General features: G+C 54.3%; 24 protein-coding genes and 1 other annotated feature. Of the genes, 14 read left to right on the top strand and 10 right to left on the bottom strand.

The genetic code is table 11. From position 1 onward, the window contains the following. Positions 1 to 117: 117 nt before the first annotated feature. Positions 118 to 711, top strand: a complete 594-nt coding sequence (gene grpE / locus ACOTXT_RS01655) for a nucleotide exchange factor GrpE (RefSeq protein WP_008502499.1) — start codon at positions 118 to 120, stop codon at positions 709 to 711. A gap of 52 nt (positions 712 to 763) precedes the next feature. Here grpE and ACOTXT_RS01650 read toward each other — a convergent pair whose 3' ends face one another. After that, positions 764 to 2050: an HlyC/CorC family transporter gene (locus tag ACOTXT_RS01650; RefSeq protein ID WP_025759264.1), complete on the bottom strand. Its 1287-nt coding sequence runs from the start codon at positions 2048 to 2050 to the stop codon at positions 764 to 766. A gap of 18 nt (positions 2051 to 2068) precedes the next feature. Further along, positions 2069 to 2860 carry a cytochrome C assembly family protein gene (locus ACOTXT_RS01645; RefSeq protein WP_032623031.1) on the bottom strand — a complete coding sequence of 264 codons (792 nt, stop codon included), beginning with the start codon at positions 2858 to 2860 and terminating at the stop codon, positions 2069 to 2071. 166 nt (positions 2861 to 3026) lie between these two features. On the opposite strand from ACOTXT_RS01645, the gene ffh reads away from it, so the two are divergent. The 7 genes from ffh (at position 3027) to ACOTXT_RS01610 (ending at position 8444) form a co-directional block, all read left to right on the top strand. Continuing rightward, complete coding sequence (ffh, locus tag ACOTXT_RS01640) at positions 3027 to 4388, top strand: signal recognition particle protein (protein WP_008502496.1); 1362 nt, start codon at positions 3027 to 3029, stop codon at positions 4386 to 4388. 116 nt (positions 4389 to 4504) lie between these two features. Then, complete coding sequence (gene rpsP / locus ACOTXT_RS01635) at positions 4505 to 4753, top strand: 30S ribosomal protein S16 (RefSeq protein WP_003863133.1); 249 nt, start codon at positions 4505 to 4507, stop codon at positions 4751 to 4753. Between the two features lie 15 nt (positions 4754 to 4768). Then, positions 4769 to 5308 carry a ribosome maturation factor RimM gene (gene rimM, locus ACOTXT_RS01630; RefSeq protein WP_021241995.1) on the top strand — a complete coding sequence of 180 codons (540 nt, stop codon included), beginning with the start codon at positions 4769 to 4771 and terminating at the stop codon, positions 5306 to 5308. Positions 5309 to 5339: 31 nt separating this feature from the next. Then, the gene (trmD, locus tag ACOTXT_RS01625) at positions 5340 to 6107 is read left to right on the top strand and encodes a tRNA (guanosine(37)-N1)-methyltransferase TrmD (protein WP_008502493.1); all 768 of its coding nucleotides are present in this window, start codon (positions 5340 to 5342) and stop codon (positions 6105 to 6107) included. 43 nt (positions 6108 to 6150) lie between these two features. Then, positions 6151 to 6498 (top strand): 50S ribosomal protein L19, encoded by a 348-nt coding sequence (rplS, locus tag ACOTXT_RS01620; RefSeq protein ID WP_002914145.1) that lies wholly within the window; start codon positions 6151 to 6153, stop codon positions 6496 to 6498. A 132-nt stretch (positions 6499 to 6630) separates the two neighbouring features. Then, the gene (locus ACOTXT_RS01615) at positions 6631 to 7035 is read left to right on the top strand and encodes a DUF2946 domain-containing protein (RefSeq protein WP_025912346.1); all 405 of its coding nucleotides are present in this window, start codon (positions 6631 to 6633) and stop codon (positions 7033 to 7035) included. Positions 7036 to 7073: 38 nt separating this feature from the next. Then, on the top strand, positions 7074 to 8444 hold the full coding sequence (locus ACOTXT_RS01610) for a PepSY-associated TM helix domain-containing protein (RefSeq protein ID WP_333164044.1): 1371 nt from the start codon (positions 7074 to 7076) through the stop codon (positions 8442 to 8444). A 2-nt stretch (positions 8445 to 8446) separates the two neighbouring features. On the opposite strand, the gene ACOTXT_RS01605 is transcribed toward ACOTXT_RS01610, so the two are convergent. The 4 genes from ACOTXT_RS01605 to ACOTXT_RS01590 all read right to left on the bottom strand — a co-directional run bounded on the left by ACOTXT_RS01605 (position 8447) and on the right by ACOTXT_RS01590 (position 11222). Beyond that, entirely contained in the window at positions 8447 to 8932 is a 486-nt protein-coding gene (locus ACOTXT_RS01605) for an OmpA family protein (RefSeq protein WP_008502478.1), read from the bottom strand. 12 nt (positions 8933 to 8944) lie between these two features. Further along, positions 8945 to 10165, bottom strand: coding sequence for a diguanylate cyclase DgcN (gene dgcN, locus ACOTXT_RS01600; RefSeq protein WP_063930166.1), 1221 nt, complete (start codon positions 10163 to 10165; stop codon positions 8945 to 8947). After that, positions 10158 to 10709: a YfiR family protein gene (locus ACOTXT_RS01595; protein WP_169809168.1), complete on the bottom strand. Its 552-nt coding sequence runs from the start codon at positions 10707 to 10709 to the stop codon at positions 10158 to 10160. Before ACOTXT_RS01595 ends, dgcN begins: the two co-directional genes overlap by 8 nt. Positions 10710 to 10847: 138 nt before the next feature. After that, a complete protein-coding gene (locus ACOTXT_RS01590; RefSeq protein ID WP_047747221.1) occupies positions 10848 to 11222 on the bottom strand; it encodes a DUF2799 domain-containing protein in 375 nt (124 codons plus the stop codon). 214 nt (positions 11223 to 11436) lie between these two features. Here ACOTXT_RS01590 and aroF point away from each other — a divergent pair, with 214 nt between their 5' ends. Genes aroF through ACOTXT_RS01575 form a run of 3 tightly spaced genes read left to right on the top strand, consistent with a single transcriptional unit; the run spans position 11437 to position 14572 of the window. Continuing rightward, positions 11437 to 12507, top strand: coding sequence for a 3-deoxy-7-phosphoheptulonate synthase AroF (gene aroF, locus ACOTXT_RS01585; RefSeq protein WP_008502474.1), 1071 nt, complete (start codon positions 11437 to 11439; stop codon positions 12505 to 12507). Positions 12508 to 12517: 10 nt separating this feature from the next. Continuing rightward, complete coding sequence (gene tyrA / locus ACOTXT_RS01580) at positions 12518 to 13639, top strand: bifunctional chorismate mutase/prephenate dehydrogenase (protein ID WP_008502473.1); 1122 nt, start codon at positions 12518 to 12520, stop codon at positions 13637 to 13639. Positions 13640 to 13699: 60 nt separating this feature from the next. Next, positions 13700 to 14572: an SMP-30/gluconolactonase/LRE family protein gene (locus ACOTXT_RS01575; protein ID WP_047747218.1), complete on the top strand. Its 873-nt coding sequence runs from the start codon at positions 13700 to 13702 to the stop codon at positions 14570 to 14572. On the opposite strand, the gene pheA is transcribed toward ACOTXT_RS01575, so the two are convergent. The 4 genes from pheA to bamD all read right to left on the bottom strand — a co-directional run bounded on the left by pheA (position 14569) and on the right by bamD (position 17343). Next, positions 14569 to 15729, bottom strand: a complete 1161-nt coding sequence (pheA, locus tag ACOTXT_RS01570) for a bifunctional chorismate mutase/prephenate dehydratase (protein ID WP_021242003.1) — start codon at positions 15727 to 15729, stop codon at positions 14569 to 14571. The two genes, ACOTXT_RS01575 and pheA, sit on opposite strands and share 4 nt — an antisense overlap. Before the next feature lie 30 nt (positions 15730 to 15759). Beyond that, positions 15760 to 15885: a sequence feature (Phe leader region), on the bottom strand. Continuing rightward, positions 15837 to 15884, bottom strand: coding sequence for a pheA operon leader peptide PheL (pheL, locus tag ACOTXT_RS01565; RefSeq protein WP_100249759.1), 48 nt, complete (start codon positions 15882 to 15884; stop codon positions 15837 to 15839). It overlaps the preceding feature by 48 nt. A gap of 110 nt (positions 15886 to 15995) precedes the next feature. Continuing rightward, positions 15996 to 16337, bottom strand: a complete 342-nt coding sequence (gene raiA / locus ACOTXT_RS01560; protein WP_008502470.1) for a ribosome-associated translation inhibitor RaiA — start codon at positions 16335 to 16337, stop codon at positions 15996 to 15998. Between the two features lie 268 nt (positions 16338 to 16605). After that, positions 16606 to 17343 (bottom strand): outer membrane protein assembly factor BamD, encoded by a 738-nt coding sequence (gene bamD, locus ACOTXT_RS01555; RefSeq protein WP_008502469.1) that lies wholly within the window; start codon positions 17341 to 17343, stop codon positions 16606 to 16608. Positions 17344 to 17474: 131 nt separating this feature from the next. Here bamD and rluD point away from each other — a divergent pair, with 131 nt between their 5' ends. From rluD to clpB, 3 genes are all read left to right on the top strand, one after another. Beyond that, a complete protein-coding gene (gene rluD / locus ACOTXT_RS01550) occupies positions 17475 to 18455 on the top strand; it encodes a 23S rRNA pseudouridine(1911/1915/1917) synthase RluD (protein ID WP_008502468.1) in 981 nt (326 codons plus the stop codon). Further along, entirely contained in the window at positions 18452 to 19183 is a 732-nt protein-coding gene (gene yfiH / locus ACOTXT_RS01545; protein WP_333164048.1) for a purine nucleoside phosphorylase YfiH, read from the top strand. Before rluD ends, yfiH begins: the two co-directional genes overlap by 4 nt. Positions 19184 to 19312: 129 nt before the next feature. Then, positions 19313 to 21886 carry an ATP-dependent chaperone ClpB gene (gene clpB / locus ACOTXT_RS01540; protein ID WP_008502466.1) on the top strand — a complete coding sequence of 858 codons (2574 nt, stop codon included), beginning with the start codon at positions 19313 to 19315 and terminating at the stop codon, positions 21884 to 21886. Positions 21887 to 22292: the final 406 nt, after the last annotated feature.

The following is a 22292-nucleotide window of genomic DNA, read 5'->3' as shown; positions in this document are numbered from 1 at the left end:
GGAGGTCCTTGTGCCTGATGAATGATGACAATCTGTCTTGTTCCCTTGAATCCCGGAAACTGATCCCCATAATAAGCGAAGTTAGCGAGATGAATGCAGAAAAACGCGGAGAAATTCATGAGTAGTAAAGAACAGAAAACGCCTGAGGGGCAAGCCCCTGAAGAAATTATCACGGAACAGCACGATGAAGTTGAGGCTGTAGAGCCAGACGCATCTGCTGAGCAGGTGGACCCGCGCGATGAAAAAATTGCGAATCTGGAAGCCCAGCTGGTAGAAGCACAGAATCGCGAACGCGACAGTGTTCTGCGCATCAAGGCGGAAATGGAAAACCTGCGTCGTCGTACCGAGCAGGACGTTGAGAAGGCGCATAAATTTGCGCTGGAGAAATTCGTCAACGAACTGCTGCCGGTGATCGATAGCCTCGATCGTGCGCTGGAAGTGGCTGACAAAGCGAATCCGGACAACGCGGCGATGATCGAAGGTATCGAACTGACGCTGAAATCCATGCTCGACGTGGTGCGTAAGTTTGGTGTGGAAGTGATTGCCGATACCGACGTTCCGCTGGATCCAAACGTTCACCAGGCGATTGCGATGGTTGAATCTGAAGAGATTGAAGCTGGTAAAGTGCTGGGCGTGATGCAGAAAGGTTACACCCTGAACGGCCGTACCATCCGCGCTGCGATGGTGACCGTGGCGAAAGCGAAAGCGTAATTCGCTATCCGTAGTGCCGGGTAGCGACGTTCGCCTTACCCGGCCTGCAACCTTACTCCGCGATACTTTCGCGCAGGGGTTTAACGGGCAGGACTTTCACCTGCTTGATCATATTGTCCTGCACGTCCAGGATATCAATATCGTACTGCTCAATGCGCACCCGCGTGCCCGCCGCCGGGATCTCTTCCAGCGCTTCCAGAATCATCCCGTTAATGGTGCGAGCCTCATCTTCCGGCAAATGCCAGTTAAAGGCTTTGTTGAGTTCACGAATGTTCGCGCTTCCGTCAATCAGCACTGAGCCGTCGTTTTGCGGGGTGACCTCTTCCGCGAGGGAAGGCGACATTGAGGTGGTAAAGTCCCCGACAATCTCTTCCAGAATATCTTCGACCGTTACCAGGCCCTGGATATCGCCGTACTCGTTGACCACCAGGCCGACCTTCTTCTTGTTGCGCTGGAATTTCACCAGCTGCGTGCTGAGCGGTGTTCCTTCTGGCACGTAATAAATTTCGTCGGCGGCGCGCAGCATCACCTCTTTGGTGAACTCTTTTTTCTCGGTCATCAGACGATAGGCTTCGCGCACGCGCAGCATGCTGATGGCGTCATCCAGCGAGTCGCGATAGAGCACGATGCGCCCGTGCGGGGAGTGCGTCAGCTGGCGGACGATGGCTTTCCAGTCGTCGTTGATGTCGATACCGACGATTTCGTTACGCGGCACCATGATGTCGTTCACGCTCACCTTTTCCAGATCGAGCACCGACAGGAGCATGTCCTGATTACGTCGGGAGATCTGCGAGCGGGATTCGTTCACGATGGTGCGCAGCTCCTCTTTGCTGAGCGCGCTGCTGATGGTGACGTCGGCTTTGATTCCCACCATCCGCATCAGGACGCGCGTCACCATGTTCAGCAGCCAGACCAGCGGCATCATCAGGATCTGCAGCGGTGCCAGCAGGAAGCTGCTCGGATAGGCGACCTTTTCAGGGTAAAGCGCGGCGATGGTTTTTGGCAGCACTTCGGCAAACACCAGCACCACGAACGTCAGCACGCCGGTGGCAATTGCGACCCCGGCGTTGCCGTACAGGCGCATCCCGACGATGGTGCCGAGCGCAGAGGCCAGAATGTTGACGAGGTTGTTGCCGATGAGCACCAGGCTAATCAGGCGATCCGGCTTGCGGAGCAGTTTTTCAACGCGACGGGCGGCGCGGTTACCCTGTTTAGCACGATGACGTAACCGGTAGCGGTTCAGGGTCATCATGCCGGTTTCCGAGCCGGAGAAATAGGCGGAGATGACCACCATGACGATCAGGATAACGATCAGCGTGGTGGTTGAGATGTGTTCCAGGGGGAACTCCTTTGTTTCTTAGCCAGCAAATTGCTGTATGAAGCGGCTGCCAAAATAGGCAAGGGTGAGAATGCCCGCACCCGCGACGTTGAACCAGACCACGCGACGACCGCGCCAGCCTTCATGATAATGGCCCCATAACAGGACAATATAGACAAACCACGCGATGATGGAGAGCACCGCTTTATCGATATTCTCCACGCTGAACAGGTTCTTCATGTAAAACAGCCCGGTGCAGAGCGTGAGCGTCAGCAGCACCACGCCCACCTGGGTGATGTGAAACATCTTACGCTCAATCACCATCAGCGGCGGCATTTCATGGTTAAACGCCAGTTTTTTGTTTTTCAGCTGGTAGTCAATCCAGGCGAGCTGCATGGCATAAAGCGCGGCGATGATCAGCGTCGCGTAGGCAAAGAGCGACAGGCCGATATGCACCAGCATCCCCGGCGTCGCCTCCAGATGCGTAATGAACTCATTAGGCATAAAGGTGGCGAGGGCCAGATTGATCAGCGCGAAGGTATAGACAATCGGCAGCAGCAGCCAGCCGCGATTTTTAGACGCGACGATGGTCATTACCGTACAGATCATCAGGCTGACCAGCGAGCCGACGTTGAGGACGCTCAGGTTTTGCACGCTGCCGTCGCCGGGGATAATGCGTGATTCCAGCGCAAAGGCGTGGCTAATCAGTGCGATCACCGCCGAAAGAATAGCCATGCGCCGCCAGCCGCTGTTTTTTTGCAGCAGTCCGGGAATAATCAGCGCGAGGCTGACAGAGTAGGCAACAAGGGCGATCAGTGCGAAAACAGGCATATAGGCATCGACAGTTGTCTTAATAAGAAAGAGAAGCAGTATAACGTTACGTGACGCCTGCTCCAACCGTTGCATAACAACAAAGGCGCCTTCATGTTATACTCCGGCAAAATTCTGTGTATGTGTCGCTCATGGCGGCCCAACGTTTCTACTCAGGCGAGAGACAATGTTTGATAATTTAACCGATCGTTTGTCGCGCACGCTGCGCAACATCAGCGGCCGCGGACGCCTTACTGAAGACAACATCAAGGAAACGCTGCGCGAAGTGCGCATGGCGCTGCTGGAAGCAGACGTCGCGTTGCCGGTTGTTCGTGATTTTATCAACCGCGTGAAAGAGAAGGCGGTTGGTCATGAAGTTAACAAGAGCCTGACCCCGGGTCAGGAGTTCGTCAAAATCGTTCGTAACGAACTGGTTTCGGCGATGGGCGAAGAGAACCAGGTTCTGAACCTGGCGGCTCAGCCTCCGGCCGTCGTGTTGATGGCGGGTCTGCAGGGTGCGGGTAAAACCACCAGCGTCGGTAAGCTGGGTAAGTTCCTGCGCGAAAAGCACAAGAAGAAAGTGCTGGTGGTCTCTGCGGACGTCTATCGCCCGGCGGCGATCAAGCAGCTGGAGACCCTGGCAGAGCAGGTCGGCGTGGATTTCTTCCCGTCCGACGTGGCGCAGAAGCCTGTCGACATCGTTAACGCCGCGCTGAAAGAGGCGAAGCTGAAATTCTACGACGTGCTGCTGGTGGATACCGCCGGTCGTCTGCACGTTGACGAAGCGATGATGGACGAGATCAAGCAGGTGCATGCCTCTATCAACCCGGTAGAGACCCTGTTTGTCGTCGACGCCATGACCGGTCAGGATGCGGCGAATACCGCGAAAGCGTTTAACGAAGCGCTGCCGTTAACCGGCGTGGTGCTGACCAAAGTGGACGGTGACGCCCGCGGCGGTGCGGCCCTCTCCATTCGTCACATCACCGGTAAGCCGATCAAATTCCTCGGCGTGGGTGAGAAAACCGAAGCGCTGGAGCCGTTCCACCCGGATCGTATTGCCTCCCGTATTCTCGGCATGGGCGACGTGCTGTCGCTGATCGAAGATATCGAGAGCAAGGTTGACCGCGCGCAGGCCGAGAAGCTGGCCAGCAAGCTGAAAAAAGGGGACGGTTTCGATCTGACTGACTTCCTTGAGCAGCTGCGTCAGATGAAAAACATGGGCGGCATGGCCAGCCTGATGGGCAAACTGCCGGGCATGGGCCAGATCCCAGACAACGTGAAAGCGCAGATGGATGACAAGGTGCTGGTGCGTATGGAGGCGATCATCAACTCGATGACCCTTAAAGAACGCGCTAACCCGGACATCATCAAAGGTTCCCGTAAACGCCGTATCGCAGCCGGTTGCGGCATGCAGGTGCAGGACGTTAACCGCCTTCTGAAACAGTTCGACGACATGCAGCGCATGATGAAGAAAATGAAGAAAGGCGGCATGGCGAAGATGATGCGCGGCATGAAAGGGATGATGCCTCCCGGTTTTCCAGGGCGTTAATCGCTTTTGAGATTGCTTTTTGCCCGAAAATGAGTAAAATTTTCGGGCTTTTAATATGACACCCGGGCTCCGTTCCTCGATGGGGCCCGGTTGTTTTATTCACACAAGAGGATGTTATGGTAACTATTCGTTTAGCACGTCACGGCGCTAAAAAGCGTCCGTTCTACCAGGTTGTTGTGACTGACAGCCGTAATGCACGCAACGGTCGCTTCATCGAGCGCGTTGGTTTCTTCAACCCACTGGCCGCTGGCGCAGAAGAAGAAACTCGTCTGGATCTGGATCGTATCGCTCACTGGGTTGGCCAGGGCGCTACTGTTTCCGATCGCGTTGCTACGCTGATCAAAGCAGCAAACAAAGCAGCTTAATCTGTCACGGTGGTCATGATGAGCAATAAAGCACCTGTTGAACCGATCGTATTGGGAAAAATGGGTTCTTGCTACGGTATCCGTGGTTGGCTCAGAGTGTTTTCCTCCACTGAAGACGCTGATAGCATTTTTAATTACCAGCCCTGGTTTATCCAGAAAGGCGGTAAGTGGGAAGAGGTCGAGCTGGAAAGCTGGCGTCACCACAATCAGGACATCATCATCAAGCTGAAAGGCGTTGACGATCGTGATGCCGCGAATGCGCTGACTAATTGTGAAATTGTCGTGGATTCGTCGCAGTTGCCACAGCTGGAAGAGGGCGACTACTACTGGAAAGACCTTATGGGTTGCCAGGTAGTCACTACTGAAGGCTACAGCCTGGGGAAAGTCATCGATATGATGGAAACCGGGTCAAATGACGTTCTCGTCATTAAGGCAAACCTGAAAGATGCATTTGGCATCAAGGAGCGGTTGGTCCCGTTCCTCGATGGACAGGTTATCAAGAAAGTCGATCTCACTACTCAAACCATTGAAGTAGATTGGGATCCTGGTTTTTAAATTCTCCGGATAAACGGTAAAAGACGGCGCTATGTGGATTGGCATAATTAGCCTGTTTCCTGAAATGTTCCGCGCGATTACCGATTACGGGGTAACTGGCCGGGCAGTAAAGAATGGCCTGCTGAGCATCCAGAGCTGGAGTCCGCGTGACTTTACTCATGACCGGCACCGTACCGTGGACGATCGTCCTTACGGCGGCGGACCGGGGATGCTAATGATGGTGCAACCCTTACGGGACGCCATTCACACAGCAAAAGCCGCGGCAGGTGAAGGCGCAAAGGTGATTTATCTGTCACCTCAGGGACGCAAGCTTGATCAAGCGGGCGTCAGCGAACTGGCGACGAATCAAAAACTGATTCTGGTCTGTGGTCGCTACGAAGGGATAGATGAGCGCGTAATTCAAACCGAGATTGACGAAGAATGGTCTATCGGCGATTACGTTCTCAGCGGTGGTGAGTTACCGGCAATGACGCTGATTGACTCCGTCGCCCGGTTCATTCCGGGAGTTCTGGGCCATGAAGCTTCGGCAACGGAAGATTCCTTTGCCGATGGGTTGCTGGACTGTCCACACTATACCCGTCCTGAAGTGTTAGAAGGGATGGAAGTCCCGGCAGTGTTACTGTCAGGAAACCATGCCGAGATACGTCGCTGGCGTTTGAAGCAGTCGCTGGGCCGAACCTGGCTTAGAAGACCTGAACTTCTGGAAAACCTGGCTCTGACTGAAGAGCAAGCAAAGTTGCTGGCCGAGTTCAAAACTGAACACGCGCAACAGCAGCATGAACATGATGGGAATGCGTAATACGCTCCCGAATATCAGTTTACCCAGGATAAGAGATTAAATTATGAGCAACATTATTAAGCAACTTGAACAAGAGCAGATGAAGCAGGACGTACCTTCCTTCCGTCCAGGTGACACCGTGGAAGTGAAAGTATGGGTTGTTGAAGGTTCCAAAAAACGTCTGCAGGCATTCGAGGGCGTGGTTATCGCTATTCGTAACCGCGGTCTGCACTCTGCATTCACTGTTCGTAAAATTTCCAACGGCGAAGGCGTTGAGCGTGTCTTCCAGACTCACTCTCCGGTAGTTGACAGCATTGCTGTTAAACGTCGTGGTGCTGTACGTAAAGCTAAACTGTACTACCTGCGTGAGCGTACTGGTAAGTCTGCTCGTATTAAAGAGCGTCTGAACTAAGATTCGCTTAAGCGACATCCTGTTAGAAAGGGCTGGCCGAAAGGCTGGCCCTTTTTTTATCCCATCGCACCTCTCGCGTTAACCCTTTTGTCATAAATCATTTACAATGCTTGCCTCTTGTATGGAGGGGAAGTGGATAACGTACTGCATCAGCCTGACCGGAAACGCGCAGCGGCATTGACCGCGCTGTTCGCGATCCTGCTGATCGTGGTAGCACCCCTTATCTCCGTCTCATTGCAGAAAGATCCCATGAGCGCCATGCCGGGCATGCATCATGACATGAGCATGATGTTGATGGACGAGCATCACGGCGATATGCCGCACACGATGCCCGTCGACCATGCGGAAGCGTGCGGCTACTGCGTGCTGTTAGCGCATGTCCCTGGCGTGATGCTGGCGCTCATCGTCCTGCTCAGCGTGGTGCTACAGAGGCTTCGCGTTAAGCCGCCGCGTCAGGCGGTCAAGCACTGGCACTTCTTCCCCTGGCTTTACCCTGATACCCGCGCGCCGCCGCGGCAGTCTGCTTTTTCCCAATAAAAAAATATCGATAACTTTTTGCCTTAAAAAGGAAAAGTATGACTACCTGCACCTCGCGCGCGGCATGGGGAAACCTGCTGCGTCGCCTTCATTTCTACGTTGGGCTATTTGTCGGCCCGTTTATCTTCTTCGCCGCGCTAACCGGGACGCTGTATGTGGCGACCCCACAGCTGGAAAACGCACTCTACCGGCACGCGCTCCACACGGATTCTATAGGCGAGCCACTGCCTCTGGCGGAACAAATCGCCGTGGCGGAAAAAACCGTTGGATCAGATTTACGTTTGCACGGCGTTCGTCCGGGGCTGGTTGAGGGCGAAACCACCCGCGTGATGTTCGCTGACCCGAAACTTGGGCCATCGGAGAACCGGGCTATCTTTATCGATCCGGTAAGCCTGACGGTGCTGGGAGATCTGACGGTATACGGCACCAGCGGGATTTTACCCCTGCGTCAGACCATTGATTACCTGCATACGTCCCTGATGCTGGGCGACATTGGGCGCCTTTACAGCGAGCTTGCGGCCTCGTGGATGTGGGTCGCCGCGCTGGGCGGTATTGCCCTGTGGTGTTATACCCGGCCCAAACGGCGGATCAACAATCGCTTCCAGAACCGGCGTCGGGTGCACGTGACGCTGGGCTGGAGCCTGTTGGGTGGAATGCTGCTGTTCTCCGCAACCGGCCTGACCTGGTCCCAGTGGGCTGGCGGGAACGTGGATAAGCTGCGGGCAGAGATGAACTGGCTCACCCCGCAGGTGAACACGACGCTATCCGGCCAACATGAGGTCGTGGATGAACATGCCGAACACCGCGGTCATCACGGTGGAATGGTGATGCCGGAAATGGCGATGGATTTGACGCAGTTTGACGGCGTGTTAAGCGCGGCGCGTAACGCGGGTATCGATGCCGGCAAGCTGGAGATCCGCCCGGCGAAAACGAGGGATCGCGCCTGGACCGTGACGGAAATCGATCGCAGCTGGCCAACTCAGGTGGACGCCGTGGCGGTTGATCCTCATACGATGCAGGTACTGGACAGGACCCGATTCGAGGATTTTCCGCTAATGGCAAAACTGACCCGCTGGGGCGTGGATTTCCATATGGGGATCTTATTCGGCCTCGCAAATCAGCTGCTGCTGGTTGCGTTCGGCCTCGCCCTTTGCGTGCTCATTATCTGGGGATACCGGATGTGGTGGATGCGTCGTCCGGCGCAATCGGCTGTGAGTCCGGTACAGACGCTTTGCCAGAGCTGGCTTGCCTTGTCAGTGTGGGGAAGAGGCGTTACGGTGTTAATCAGCGTACTGTTGGGACTGGGATTGCCGGTCATGGGCGTGAGTCTGGCGCTGTTTGTTCTGGTGGACTGGCTGCGCTGGCGAGCGGCAACCAGGGTGACGCTCGCCGAATCCTCCGCTAAATAGCCTTATGGCGTGCTGATCACCACTGCGACGCGGCGGTTTTCAGCGCGCCCTTGTGAGGTACTGTTGCTCGCAACCGGATATTTTTGACCTAATCCCCGCGTGGTGAGATTGCTGCGCGGGATATTTGCCCCCTTCGCCCAGGCATCGGCCACGGCGTTGGCGCGTTTTAACGAGAGCGCTTCGTTGTAGCTCTCTTCCCCGTAGTTATCCGTGTGACCGTCCATTCGCGCGTGGGTCAGGCCGGTTTCCGCCAGGCGAGAGGCCATGGACTGGATCTGCGTTTCACTCTCCGATCGCAGCCTGGCGTCATTTTTATCAAACAGGATGGTGTCCGACATCCCAAGCGACCAGTCACCGTTCAGTTCGTTAAAACCGTAAGACTTCATCGCCGCAATTTGCTCAGGAGTGAATTTGCCTTCCGGCGGCGACTGGCAGCCTGCCAGAACCAGTGAGGCCAGGACTAAGGGCGCGAAGTAACGTTTTAACATAGTGTATCCTTTCTAACTTATTGTTTTCGTACGCTGGTTTTTAACCTGGTACATGTTGCGGTCAGCCCTCTCCAGTAATGCTTCCACGGAAGTATTTTCCCACGCCAGAGCAAAGCCAATGCTGAGTGACATCGATGCTTTTTGTCCGTTATGAAGATCAAACGGACGGATAAACTGCTGCGAAAGCGCAGCACAAATATGTTGAACCTCAAGCTCAGAGTGCACGCCGTACAGCACCATGGCAAATTCGTCACCGCCAAGGCGGTAGGACTGATGACGTTTGTCGCCAAACTCCATCATTCTGCTGGCGACTTCGATCAGCACGCAGTCTCCTGCCGCGTGTCCCCAGGTGTCGTTAATAAACTTAAAATTATCACCGTCGAGGAAGAGCAGGGCCGAGTTTGTTCTGGCTGAAGGGTCATTCATTAATGCCGCAATGCTGTTACGAAACGCCGCGCGGTTGGCAAGACCGGTAAGCGGGTCGTGCATGGCGGTCCGCAACAGCTGGGCATTTTTCGCCTGAAGCTTCAGCTGCCACTCTTCCATTTCATCCAGAAGACTATTGAAGTCTTCGCCAAACTGGTGAAATTCTTCGATACGGCCGTCTTTCACCCGGCGGGAGAAATTTCGGTTCGTGCGCACGTCATGCACGACGTCGGTAATGTTCTGCAGCGCCGTGACCATTCCACGATGCAAAGACTGGGTAATGACGAGCGCGACGACGGCGGCAAAGAGAATGCAGCCGGTCAGTACGGCAAACGACGTCCAGATGAAATGGCTGATCAAACTGTCACGCGCGGTAAGGCGAATTTCGCCGATCGTTAAGCCGTTATGCATGATGGGCTGCGCAACCGGTACGGGGAAAAGCCAGCGGCTGACCAGCGCGCCCAGCGTGTCGTTGTTATCTTCCGGGTTCCAGGACCAGTAGGCGAACCGCTTTTCATGCGCATTAATCACCTCCGCCGCGGCAAACTGCCCCTGTTTGCCCAGGGCTGCAAGCGTTTCGTTGGCCGCCAGCGAGTCGTTGAAAACCAGCGAGGCTTCCAGGCTGTGGCTCATTGTGGCGCCGGTTAATTCGAGATTCTTTTGCGCGTATTGTTTTAACGTCACAACGGAAGCAAAACAGAGCAACAGCCATATTAACGTCATCGTGATAATGACGCTTATCATGCTGTTTCGCCTCAACGTTCTTTTAAACGTCGGACGTGGCGTTGAAGTGAAATCTTTATCCATGCTGCTTATTCCGTGCCAGCATTAATACATCCGGATTGACTCTTACGCCACTGCGCGTCAATGCATCCAGGTTGACGGAGAACCGGACCTGGCCGCGATCGATCATCAGGCAAAAGGCACTGCCAATTACACATTCCGGATTTTGCTCTGAGATTAATAGCAATGCTCTGCCCTGATATTGGCTTATTAATTCAAGTTGTTTTGCCGGTGATTCAGACCCGAAATAAATCGCATCGCACGTCGCGGCCAGGGCTTCCCGATCGTTATGTACAATAGCGGGAGTATAGGGTAACTCGTTGTGCCCTTCGTCGCCGCTAAGCGCGTGCGTATAGTGAGAAGTGGCATAGATGCAGAGTTTAGGTTGCCCGGATAGTGACGGCCATCGCGTATAGCTCACAATGCCTGAGACTATCGAGCGTACCGATTTATCCGTTTCCGTGAGCATGCCTGCCGTCGCTGGGCCCACCATAATGAACAGCATTAACACCAGAGTGAGTCGGAAAAAAGAGATCAAGAATAAATTTCTCACCAGAATCCGCCACATCGCTCTGGAAATAGATGTCCTTAAGAGTTGCGGGCAGAATACCATTGTTTGTCAGAGCCGTCATTATGTCAGAAATAGCCTCAGGTCAACCTAAGCTAAATCCTACTGTTGTTTATTTTCCGGTGATTAAAAACAGACTTAATTGAGTCTGCTGGAGCGCATACTTTCATCCATCCCTTTTTGCCATGACGCACGCAGTTTTGTCGCGTTTTCGACAGTATCGCAACTGGCAGGGAAAGATTTGCCCGCTAATCCCCAGGCGTGAATAAACCCTTCTTCGCAGACTCTCTTCTGACCATCGGCATAGCCGCGAAGATATTCACTACGATCAACGTGGGTGTCGTTAAAACTATCGGCCAGGATCTGGTTATCTTTAACCGGCAGGCCATTCATGGCGTCTTCTTTACCTGCATCAAACCAGGATGGACTGGTCCAGTCGGGCTGGAAGGTATAAGGATTGATCTGGCAGCCCGTTAAAAACAGCGACAACAGCGTGAGAGCAATTGAACGCATAGCCATTCTCCTTTTTACTTCAGCATAGCCTGGCTTAAGAAAGTATGTCTGTAATTTAAACTTTACGTTTTTGACGGCTGATTTTTGCAATAAACTGGCAACTGTAAAGAAATGTGTACGTATTTTGGATTGAAATGTTTACTTTTTATGGTATCGTGGTTTCACCTCATTGAGGAAAACAACTATCGCAAACGAGCTTTACAGGATCGCCATCATGCAAAAAGACGCGCTGAACAACGTACATATCACTGACGAACAGGTTTTAATTACTCCGGATCAGCTGAAAGCAGAATTTCCGCTGAGCGTCGCGCAGGAGGCTCAGATTGAGCACTCGCGCCAGACCATTTCTGACATCATCGCCGGCCGCGATCCGCGCCTGCTGGTGGTGTGTGGTCCTTGCTCTATTCACGATCCTGAAACCGCCATTGAGTACGCTCGTCGATTTAAAGCATTAGCGGAGGAGGTCAGCGATAGCCTCTACCTCGTGATGCGCGTCTATTTTGAGAAGCCACGTACTACCGTTGGCTGGAAAGGGTTGATTAACGATCCGCACATGGATGGCTCGTTTGATGTGGAAGCAGGCCTGAAAATTGCGCGTCGCCTGCTGGTGGAGCTGGTCAGCATGGGCCTGCCGCTGGCAACCGAAGCGCTGGATCCGAACAGCCCGCAATACCTTGGCGATCTGTTCAGCTGGTCCGCGATTGGCGCGCGTACCACGGAATCACAAACCCACCGCGAGATGGCGTCTGGCCTGTCGATGCCGGTTGGTTTTAAAAACGGTACCGATGGCAGCCTGGCGACGGCGATCAACGCCATGCGCGCGGCCGCCATGCCGCACCGTTTCGTCGGTATCAACCAGGCGGGCCAGGTCTGCCTCCTGCAAACGCAGGGTAACCCGGACGGGCACGTGATCCTGCGCGGCGGGAAAGCCCCGAACTACAGTCCGGCGGACGTGGCGCAGTGTGAAAAAGAGATGGAGCAGGCGGGACTGCGCCCGGCACTGATGGTAGATTGCAGTCATGGTAATTCGAATAAAGATTACCGTCGTCAGCCTGCGGTTGCGGAATCCGTGGTCGCCCAGATCAAAGATGGCAACCGTTCGATTATCGGTCTAATGATTGAGAGCAATATTCATGAAGGCAATCAATCATCTGAACAACCGCGCAGTGCCATGAAGCACGGTGTCTCCGTGACGGATGCCTGCATCAGCTGGGAAACCACCGATGCACTGCTGCGTGAGATCCATAAAGATTTAAGCGGCCAGCTGGCGACGCGTCTGGCTTAAGAGGGTAGTTATGGTTGCTGAATTGACCGCACTGCGCGATCAAATTGATGAAGTGGATAAGGCGCTGCTGGATCTGCTGGCGCGCCGCATGGCGCTGGTTGCCGAAGTCGGTGAGGTGAAAAGCAAATACGGCCTGCCGATTTACGTCCCGGAGCGCGAAGCCTCAATGCTGGCCTCCCGTCGCAAAGAGGCGCAGGCGCTGGGCGTTTCGCCGGATTTGATTGAGGATGTTCTGCGTCGCGTGATGCGGGAATCCTATTCCAGCGAAAACGACAAGGGCTTCAAAACCCTTTGCCCGACCCTGCGTCCGGTGGTGATTGTCGGCGGGGCAGGACAGATGGGGCGTCTGTTTGAAAAAATGCTGACGCTTTCTGGCTATCAGGTGCGCATTCTGGAAAAAGAGGACTGGGCGCAGGCGCCGGAACTCATGAAAGATGCCGGGATGGTTATCGTCAGCGTGCCGATCCACGTGACGGAGCAGATCGTCGGGAAGCTTCCTCCTTTACCGAAAGACTGTATCCTGGTGGATCTGGCCTCCGTCAAAAATGGTCCGCTGCAGGCAATGCTGGCTGCGCATACCGGGCCGGTGCTGGGCCTGCACCCGATGTTTGGTCCGGACAGCGGCAGCCTGGCTAAGCAGGTGGTGGTTTACTGCGACGGTCGTCAGCCGGAAGCCTATCAGTGGTTCCTGGAACAGATTCAGGTATGGGGCGCGCGACTGCACCGCATCAGCGCGGTTGAGCACGACCAGAACATGGCGTTCATTCAGGCGCTGCGCCACTTTGCCACGTTTGCCTACGGCCTGCATCTGGCGGAAGAGAACGTGCAGCTTGAACAGCTGCTGGCGCTCTCTTCACCTATCTATCGTCTGGAGCTGGCGATGGTTGGGCGTCTGTTCGCGCAGGATCCGCAGCTGTACGCGGACATTATTATGTCCTCCGAAAACAACCTGGCACTGATCAAGCGCTACTATCAGCGCTTTGGAGAAGCCATTACGCTGCTTGAGCACGGAGACAAGCAGGCGTTTATCGACAGCTTCCGCAAGGTCGAGCACTGGTTTGGCGATTATGCGCAGCGTTTCCAGAATGAGAGCCGGACGTTGTTGCGCCAGGCAAATGACAGTCGCCAGTAATGCGATGATGTATATACTGAAAGCCAGCAATGCTGGCTTTTTTCATTTTGGGGAACTGTCATGGCTGAACCGCAGCTGCTGTTGAATTACACCGGGCATTTGCCTGAATGCCCGACGTGGAGCGCCGAAGAGCAGGCGCTCTACTGGGCCGATATTCTGGAAGGCGAGATCCACCGCTACCATCTGCCGACGGCGGAACACACCGTACTCTCTTTCCACGAGGACGTGGGGTGTTTCGCGCTGCGTGAGCAGGGTGGTTTTATCGTTGCGATGCGAACGGGTATCTGGCTGACCGATAAACACGGCCTGCTGCGCCGCAAGGTGTGTGATAACCCCTCTAACCCGCAGCTGGCGCGTTTTAACGATGGAGGCACCGATCACCTGGGTCGCTTCTATGCGGGCACGTTCTGGGGGCCGGGAGATTACAACGGCGCCCTGCTGATGCGCATCGACAACGACCTGACGCCGAAGGTGATCCAGTGCGATATCCACGGGCACAACGGCTTAGCGTTTAGCCCGGATAAGCAATGGATGTTTACCTCAGATACGCCAAACGGTGTGATCTACCGTACCCCGCTTGATGAGCAGGGCGAACCGGGTAAGCGAGAGGTGTTTCGTCAGTTTAAAGAGGGCGAGGGGATACCGGACGGCGCGGCGATGGATGTGGAAGGCTGTTACTGGAGCGCGCTGTTTGACGGCTGGCGCATCGCGCGTTTTTCACCGCAAGGGGAGCAGCTGGAAGAGTATCGCATGCCGGTGCGTTGCCCGACGATGGTCTGCTTTGGCGGCGATGATATGAAAACGCTTTTTATTACCACCACGCGGGAAAATATGGATGCGGAGGAAGTGGCGAAATATCCGCTCTCCGGCGCCATCTTCACCCTGCCGATGAGCGTGGCAGGGATGAAGAAAAGCCGTTTTATCGAACGTTAGATTGGATCGACCGGGACGACGTTTTCGCTCGGGTAACAGCCCAGCACCTTCATGGAACGCGTGATCTCGCCCAGCTCGCGCAGGGCTTTCTGCATGGAAGCAGACTCCAGGTTGGCCTGGATATCAAGGTAGAACATCTCTTCCCACGGGTTACCGTGGATTGGGCGCGATTCCAGCCGGGTCATGATCAGGTTGTGATTACGCAGTACCAGCAGAGCTTCAACCAGCGCACCGGCCTGTTGGCCGGTGGCCATCAGCAGCGTGGTCTTGGCCGGTACCTGGTCAGACACATTGATTGCCTTGCGGGCCAGCACCACGAAGCGGGTAATATTTTGCGTCTGGTTCGCCAGGTTGCGTTCCAGCACCTGTAAACCATACAGCGCGCCGCCCGCTTCGCTGCCCAGCGCCGCAACGGTGGGGGAGTTCGCCTGGGCGACTTTTTCCATCGCCGCCGAGGTGCTTTCGGTGTACTCAATTTTCCAGTTCGGATAGCGGTTCAGGAACTGGCTGCACTGCTGGAACGGCTGCGGGTGGCTGTAGACCGTTTCGATCGTGTTCAGGTCCGTTGAACCGGAGACCAGCACGCAGTGATCGATAGGGATCGTCAGCTCGCCGACCAGCGACAGGCTGGTGTGCTGCAGCAAATCGTAGACGTCGTTGATGGCGCCGGAGCTGGTGTTTTCAATCGGCACCACGGCGTAATCCGCCTGGCCGGTCTCGACCTGGTTAAAAATGTCGGCAAACTTCGCGCAGCCGCTTTCAATAAATTCTTCGAAATGGCGAGCGGCATACTGACGTGCGGCCAGGTGAGAATAGGAGCCCTTTGGCCCGAGGAAAGCGATACGCGCAGAGTGCGGATTGGTTTTATTGAGATGCTGCTGGAGTAGCGCTTGCTGGGTCAGAACGGAGTCTTCGATGATGAGCTGGAACAACCGAGTGATGTAATGGGCATCGAGATGATGCGCTTTGCCGAGCTGAATGAGACGTTCCAGCAGATCCCGCTCGCGGTCGATATCACGGACCGGACGATGGGAGTCCAGCTTGGCTTTACCCACTTCAACGGCAAGGGCGCGGCGTTCGGCCAGCAGCGCCAGCAGTTTCTCATCCAGCGCGCTGATTTTTACGCGCAGATCCAGTAACGGGTTTTCCGGTGTCATAGTGTTGCCTGTCTCATCTTATCGTTATCAATAAAAAAGGCCCCCCGGTGTGGGAGGCCTTGTTGTTCGTCTTCGCATTCTTTATCACACGACGAAACGCCTCCCGTTCAGGGGAAGGTAAAAAAGAATGCGAAGAAGAACGGCGTAAGTTTCATAAAGTCATCCTGTGAGTGATACCGTTAAAGTACCCGTACTGTTTTCACCCTGTCAATAAAAAACAAAAAACGCGCCCGAAGGCGCGTTGGCGGTACACTCAATTTAAAGGATTACTCTTCTTCAACTTCTTCCGCGAAGCTGGCGTCTTTCACCGACGTTGTGGCGCGACGGGCTTCACCTTTGTGTTGCACTTTATTGAGCTGCCGTTCCAGCTTGTTGATCAAATCGTTAATTGCGGTGTACATATCCTCATGTTTTGCGCTGGCGACCAGGTGGCCGTTTGGAGTATTGATAGTTGCGTCAGCGATGAAACCCTGCGGCTCCTTGGACAGGATGATATGTGGATTAATCAAATGTGTTTGCCATTTATCCAGTTTGGCGAGACGGTCTGCGACGTGCTGGCGAATTGCCGGAGTAATTTCCATTTGTTTACTGGTAATGTTCATTGTCATAAATTTTACCTCTTGTCTTTCCGTCTTGGTGATTCCAGCATACCCGACCTAATGTCAAAATGTGTGATTTAGATCACGTTATTTTGTCGGTTTTTGTCAGGGAATCTTTTTTGTGAGGCAGGGCAGGAAGAGGTGAGATTTACCTTGTAGAAGGCAAAAATTGAGGCCATAGTTGACTGGATGTGTTGAGGCTAACGCGCTTCAGCGACGCTCAGAAACGAATAAAAAAACGGCAGCCTTCGGGCTGCCGTTTTGCATTGAGGCAAAATCAGGTGTTGCTGCTGTTCGCGGCGATGATTTTCGCCACTTTTTCAGCCTGAGCGGTCATCTGCATCTGACGGTAAGCATTTTCCATCAGCTTCAGGCCGTCGCGCGTAGCCTGAGTATCCGGGTAATCACGCAGCATACCTTCTACGCGGTTAACCACGGCAACCCATGCGCCACGGCGGGTATAGTAGTCCGCAACGGAGTATTCATATTTCGCCAGACGATCTTTCAGGAACACCAGACGCTTGGTGGCGTCGGTCACGTACTGGCTGTTTGGATAGCCGCGCACCAGTTTAGAGAAGTCATTGAAGGCGTCACGCGCATGCTGCGGGTCACGGTCGGAACGATCCACACCGAAGAAGCCCTGCAGCGCACTGTCATCCAGCGCCATGTTGGTGAGGCCGCGCATGTACATCACGTAGTCGATGTTAGGATGAGTCGGGTTCAGACGCATGAAACGATCGATGGTTGCCTGAGCCAGCGGCAGATCGGCATTTTTATAGTATGCGTAGATGAGATCTAACTGTACCTGCTGCGAATACGGACCAAATGGATAGCGATTATCCAACGCTTCCAGTTGCGTTATCGCCTGTTTCCAGTTACCGTCCTGCAACTTTTGTTGTGCAGTCGCATAGATTTCATTCGGCGGATTGTCAGGGACCTGTTCATTTGAACCGGAGCAGCCCACCAAAGCCAGGCTCAACGTGGCCGCTGCCACCAGATATTTCATGCGCGTCATGACGTTTTGACTTTCCTCAAATGTTTGTCCGGGAGAAACTCTGTTCCTGCTCCCGATTAAGACCAGCTACAATAGCACACTATATTAAACGGCAAAGCCGTAAAACCCAACGTTAAACGAAGAAGCAGTTTATGGCACAACGAGTAGAACTCACCGCAACAGTCTCCGAAAATCAGCTCGGTCAACGCTTAGATCAGGCTTTGGCCGAATTGTTCCCTGATTATTCGCGTTCACGCATAAAAGAATGGATCCTTGACCAGCGCGTGATGGTAAACGGCAAGATCTGGGACAAACCAAAAGAGAAAGTGTTAGGTGGGGAAGCTGTCGCCATCAATGCTGAAATCGAAGAGGAAATCCGCTTCGAGCCGCAGGATATCCCACTGGACATCGTCTATGAAGATGATGACATTCTGGTGATCAACAAGCCGCGCGACCTGGTAGTTCATCCGGGCGCAGGAAACCCTGACGGTACGGTACTTAACGCACTTCTCCATTACTATCCGCCGATCGCGGATGTCCCGCGCGCGGGCATCGTGCACCGTCTGGATAAAGACACTACCGGTCTGATGGTGGTGGCGAAGACCGTTCCTGCTCAGACACGTCTGGTGGAGTCGCTGCAGCTGCGCGAAATCACCCGTGAGTATGAAGCGGTAGCCATTGGGCATATGACTTCTGGCGGGACGGTGGAAGAGCCCATTAGCCGTCACCCAACCAAGCGTACCCATATGTCGGTGCATCCGATGGGTAAACCGGCGGTGACGCATTACCGCATTATGGAGCACTTCCGTATTCATACGCGCCTGCGTCTGCGTCTGGAGACCGGACGTACTCACCAGATCCGCGTGCATATGGCCCACATTACCCATCCGCTGGTGGGGGATCAGGTCTACGGTGGTCGTCCGCGTCCGCCTAAAGGCGCGTCGGATGAGTTCATCAGCGTGTTGCGTAAATTCGATCGTCAGGCGCTGCACGCGACCATGCTGCGTCTTTATCACCCTATCACCGGTATTCAGATGGAGTGGCATGCGCCTATCCCGCAGGATATGGTGGACCTTATTGACGCCATGCGTGCTGATTTCGAAGAACATAAGGATCAAGTGGACTGGTTATGACCAAACTGATTGTCCCGGAGTGGCCATTGCCTGCCGGCGTGGCTGCCTGCAGTTCAACCCGCACTGGCGGTGTTAGCCAGGGCGCGTGGGCGTCGTTGAACCTCGGCGCACACTGTGGCGATAACCTGGAACACGTGGAAGAGAACCGCAGGCGTCTGTTTGCAGCGGGGAACCTGCCTTCAAAACCAGTCTGGCTGGAACAGGTTCATGGCAAGGCGGTGCTGAAGTTGACGGGAGAACCCTATGCTTCCAAACGCGCTGATGCCTCTTACAGCAATACGCCGGGAACCGTTTGTGCCGTAATGACCGCCGATTGTCTGCCAGTGCTGTTCTGCAACCGTGCAGGCACCGAGGTGGCTGCAGCGCACGCGGGCTGGCGTGGACTGTGTGAAGGCGTGCTGGAAGAAACCGTTGCCTGCTTTAAGGATGAGCCCGCCAATATTATGGCCTGGCTTGGCCCGGCCATTGGTCCTCGCGCTTTTGAAGTGGGGCCGGAGGTTCGCGAAGCCTTTATGGATAAAGATCCGCAAGCGGTGGACGCCTTCCTGCCTTCTGGAGATAAATATCTGGCCGATATTTATCAGCTTGCTCGTCAGCGCCTGAACAGCGTCGGCATAACGCAGATCTTCGGCGGCGATCGCTGTACATTCACCGAAAAGGGTGATTTTTTCTCTTATCGCCGCGACAAGACGACGGGGCGTATGGCAAGTTTCATTTGGCTGATATAACCTAAAGAATCAAGACGATCCGGCACGTGCCGTTTTCTTTTCACATAATTCAGGTCATTAACCTTGAATAATTGAGGGATGACCTCATTTAATCTCCAGTAGCAAATTTGACCTGTTATGGGAGGAGTTATGCGTCTGGATCGTCTTACTAATAAATTCCAGCTTGCTCTCGCCGATGCCCAGTCCCTCGCACTGGGGCACGACAACCAATTTATCGAACCTCTTCATCTAATGAGCGCCTTGCTGAATCAGGAAGGGGGATCGGTACGTCCGTTATTAACGTCCGCTGGCATTAATGCTGGCCAGTTACGCACCGCTATCGATCAGGCGCTGAGCCGTTTACCGCAGGTCGAAGGGACCGGCGGCGACGTTCAGCCGTCGCAGGATCTGGTGCGCGTCCTGAACCTTTGCGACAAGCTGGCGCAAAAACGTGGGGACAATTTTATTTCGTCAGAGCTGTTTGTTCTGGCGGCGCTTGAATCACGCGGTACCTTGACCGACCTGCTGAAATCCGCCGGTGCGACCACCGCCAATGTGACTCAGGCGATTGAGAACATGCGCGGAGGTGAAAGCGTGAACGATCAGGGAGCCGAAGACCAACGTCAGGCTTTGAAGAAATTTACGGTCGATCTGACCGAGCGTGCTGAACAGGGCAAACTTGACCCGGTGATCGGCCGTGATGAAGAAATTCGCCGTACGATTCAGGTACTGCAACGTCGTACCAAGAACAACCCGGTACTGATAGGTGAACCGGGTGTCGGTAAAACCGCGATTGTTGAAGGGCTGGCGCAGCGTATTGTGAACGGTGAAGTGCCGGAAGGTCTGAAAGGCCGCCGCGTACTGGCGCTGGATATGGGCGCGCTGGTGGCCGGTGCGAAATACCGCGGTGAGTTTGAAGAGCGTCTGAAAGGCGTGCTGAACGATCTGGCGAAGCAGGAAGGCAACGTTATCCTGTTTATCGACGAGCTGCACACCATGGTCGGTGCCGGTAAGGCAGACGGCGCAATGGATGCCGGGAACATGCTGAAACCTGCGCTGGCGCGCGGTGAACTTCACTGCGTCGGTGCCACTACACTGGATGAGTACCGTCAGTACATTGAGAAAGATGCTGCGCTGGAACGTCGTTTCCAGAAAGTGTTTGTTGCCGAGCCAAGCGTTGAAGATACCATCGCGATCCTGCGTGGTCTGAAAGAGCGCTATGAACTGCACCACCATGTGCAGATCACTGACCCGGCCATCGTTGCGGCGGCGACGCTTTCGCATCGTTATATTGCTGACCGTCAGCTGCCGGATAAAGCCATCGACCTGATTGATGAAGCGGCGTCGAGCATTCGTATGCAGATTGACTCGAAGCCGGAAGAGCTGGACCGACTCGACCGACGCATCATTCAGCTCAAGCTGGAACAGCAGGCGCTGAAGAAAGAGTCTGATGAAGCCAGTAAGAAACGCCTCGATATGCTCAATGAAGAGCTGGACGATAAAGAGCGCCAATATTCTGAGCTGGAAGAAGAGTGGAAAGCCGAGAAAGCCTCCCTTTCTGGTACGCAGACCATCAAAGCTGAACTCGAACAGGCAAAAATTGCCATTGAGCAGGCGCGACGCGTGGGCGACCTGGCGCGAATGTCAGAGCTGCAGTACGGCAAAATTCCTGAGCTGGAAAAACAGCTTGAGATTGCGACGCAGTCAGAAGGAAAAACGATGCGTCTGTTACGTAATAAAGTGACGGATGCCGAGATTGCGGAAGTGCTTGCCCGCTGGACCGGTATTCCGGTGGCGCGCATGCTGGAAGGCGAGCGTGAAAAACTGCTGCGCATGGAGAACGATCTCCACAATCGTGTGATTGGCCAGAACGAAGCGGTTGAAGCGGTTTCGAATGCTATTCGTCGTAGTCGTGCAGGGCTGTCCGATCCGAACCGTCCGATTGGTTCATTCCTGTTCCTGGGGCCGACGGGTGTCGGTAAAACCGAGCTGTGTAAAGCGCTGGCTAACTTTATGTTCGACAGCGACGATGCGATGGTGCGTATCGACATGTCCGAGTTTATGGAGAAACACTCCGTCTCGCGTCTGGTCGGGGCGCCCCCTGGATATGTGGGTTATGAAGAAGGTGGGTACCTGACAGAAGCGGTGCGTCGTCGTCCTTATTCCGTCATCCTGCTGGATGAGGTGGAAAAAGCGCATCCGGATGTGTTCAACATTCTGCTTCAGGTGCTGGACGATGGGCGTCTGACCGACGGGCAGGGGAGAACGGTCGACTTCCGTAATACGGTTGTCATTATGACGTCGAACCTGGGTTCCGATTTGATTCAGGAACGTTTCGGTGAACTGGACTACAGCCACATGAAGGATCTGGTGCTGGGTGTGGTAAGCCATAACTTCCGTCCGGAGTTCATCAACCGTATTGATGAAGTGGTGGTATTCCATCCTCTGGGTGAGAAACACATCGCGTCGATTGCGCAGATTCAGCTGCAGCGTCTGTACAAACGTCTGGAAGAGCGTGGATACGAAATTCACATCTCCGACGATGCGCTGAAACTGCTGAGTAAGAATGGTTACGATCCGGTGTACGGTGCGCGTCCATTGAAACGTGCTATCCAGCAGCAGATCGAAAACCCGCTGGCGCAGCAGATCCTCTCCGGGGAACTGGTTCCTGGTAAAATTATCCGTCTGGAAGCCAACGACGATCGCATTGTGGCAGTGCAGTAAGTCACAAAACGCAAAAACGAGCCGCTTGCGGCTCGTTTTTGTTTAAAAACCAGGCGAAAATTGAGGTCTGGAGTGAGGTTTGCCTGGAAAGTGAGCAGTCAGTAAATAATTTTCACTTTATCCTTGCAGGTTCGGAATTACTCCCTATAATGCGCCTCCACTGACACGGAACAACGGCACACACGCCGCCGGGTCAGCAGAGAATAGCGAAAATAAATGCTTGACTCTGAAGCGGGAAAGCGTAATATGCACACCCCGCGCCGCAGCGAAAACGAAGCGGCACTGCTCTTTAACAATTTATCAGACAATCTGTGTGGGCACTCAAAGTGACATGGATTCTTAACGTCCTCGGACGAAAAATGAATACCAAGTCTCTGAGTGAACATGCGTAATTCATTACGAAGTT

The organism is Enterobacter cloacae complex sp. IR5422 (genome assembly GCF_049238165.1).
GTDB lineage: Bacteria > Pseudomonadota > Gammaproteobacteria > Enterobacterales > Enterobacteriaceae > Enterobacter > Enterobacter roggenkampii.
The sequence above is the reverse complement of the archived record's forward strand: the minus strand, read 5'-3'. Positions and strand labels throughout refer to the sequence as shown.

What these genes read in the sequence shown, in the direction of transcription:
- grpE (WP_008502499.1), top strand. Translation starts at nt 118, where the DNA reads ATGAGTAGTAAAGAACAGAAAACGCCTGAGGGGCAAGCCCCTGAAGAA.
- ACOTXT_RS01645 (WP_032623031.1), bottom strand. Translation starts at nt 2,860, where the DNA reads ATGCCTGTTTTCGCACTGATCGCCCTTGTTGCCTACTCTGTCAGCCTC.
- ffh (WP_008502496.1), top strand. Translation starts at nt 3,027, where the DNA reads ATGTTTGATAATTTAACCGATCGTTTGTCGCGCACGCTGCGCAACATC.
- rpsP (WP_003863133.1), top strand. Translation starts at nt 4,505, where the DNA reads ATGGTAACTATTCGTTTAGCACGTCACGGCGCTAAAAAGCGTCCGTTC.
- rimM (WP_021241995.1), top strand. Translation starts at nt 4,769, where the DNA reads ATGATGAGCAATAAAGCACCTGTTGAACCGATCGTATTGGGAAAAATG.
- trmD (WP_008502493.1), top strand. Translation starts at nt 5,340, where the DNA reads ATGTGGATTGGCATAATTAGCCTGTTTCCTGAAATGTTCCGCGCGATT.
- rplS (WP_002914145.1), top strand. Translation starts at nt 6,151, where the DNA reads ATGAGCAACATTATTAAGCAACTTGAACAAGAGCAGATGAAGCAGGAC.
- ACOTXT_RS01610 (WP_333164044.1), top strand. Translation starts at nt 7,074, where the DNA reads ATGACTACCTGCACCTCGCGCGCGGCATGGGGAAACCTGCTGCGTCGC.
- ACOTXT_RS01605 (WP_008502478.1), bottom strand. Translation starts at nt 8,932, where the DNA reads ATGTTAAAACGTTACTTCGCGCCCTTAGTCCTGGCCTCACTGGTTCTG.
- dgcN (WP_063930166.1), bottom strand. Translation starts at nt 10,165, where the DNA reads ATGGATAAAGATTTCACTTCAACGCCACGTCCGACGTTTAAAAGAACG.
- ACOTXT_RS01595 (WP_169809168.1), bottom strand. Translation starts at nt 10,709, where the DNA reads ATGTGGCGGATTCTGGTGAGAAATTTATTCTTGATCTCTTTTTTCCGA.
- ACOTXT_RS01590 (WP_047747221.1), bottom strand. Translation starts at nt 11,222, where the DNA reads ATGCGTTCAATTGCTCTCACGCTGTTGTCGCTGTTTTTAACGGGCTGC.
- aroF (WP_008502474.1), top strand. Translation starts at nt 11,437, where the DNA reads ATGCAAAAAGACGCGCTGAACAACGTACATATCACTGACGAACAGGTT.
- tyrA (WP_008502473.1), top strand. Translation starts at nt 12,518, where the DNA reads ATGGTTGCTGAATTGACCGCACTGCGCGATCAAATTGATGAAGTGGAT.
- ACOTXT_RS01575 (WP_047747218.1), top strand. Translation starts at nt 13,700, where the DNA reads ATGGCTGAACCGCAGCTGCTGTTGAATTACACCGGGCATTTGCCTGAA.
- pheA (WP_021242003.1), bottom strand. Translation starts at nt 15,729, where the DNA reads ATGACACCGGAAAACCCGTTACTGGATCTGCGCGTAAAAATCAGCGCG.
- raiA (WP_008502470.1), bottom strand. Translation starts at nt 16,337, where the DNA reads ATGACAATGAACATTACCAGTAAACAAATGGAAATTACTCCGGCAATT.
- bamD (WP_008502469.1), bottom strand. Translation starts at nt 17,343, where the DNA reads ATGACGCGCATGAAATATCTGGTGGCAGCGGCCACGTTGAGCCTGGCT.
- rluD (WP_008502468.1), top strand. Translation starts at nt 17,475, where the DNA reads ATGGCACAACGAGTAGAACTCACCGCAACAGTCTCCGAAAATCAGCTC.
- yfiH (WP_333164048.1), top strand. Translation starts at nt 18,452, where the DNA reads ATGACCAAACTGATTGTCCCGGAGTGGCCATTGCCTGCCGGCGTGGCT.
- clpB (WP_008502466.1), top strand. Translation starts at nt 19,313, where the DNA reads ATGCGTCTGGATCGTCTTACTAATAAATTCCAGCTTGCTCTCGCCGAT.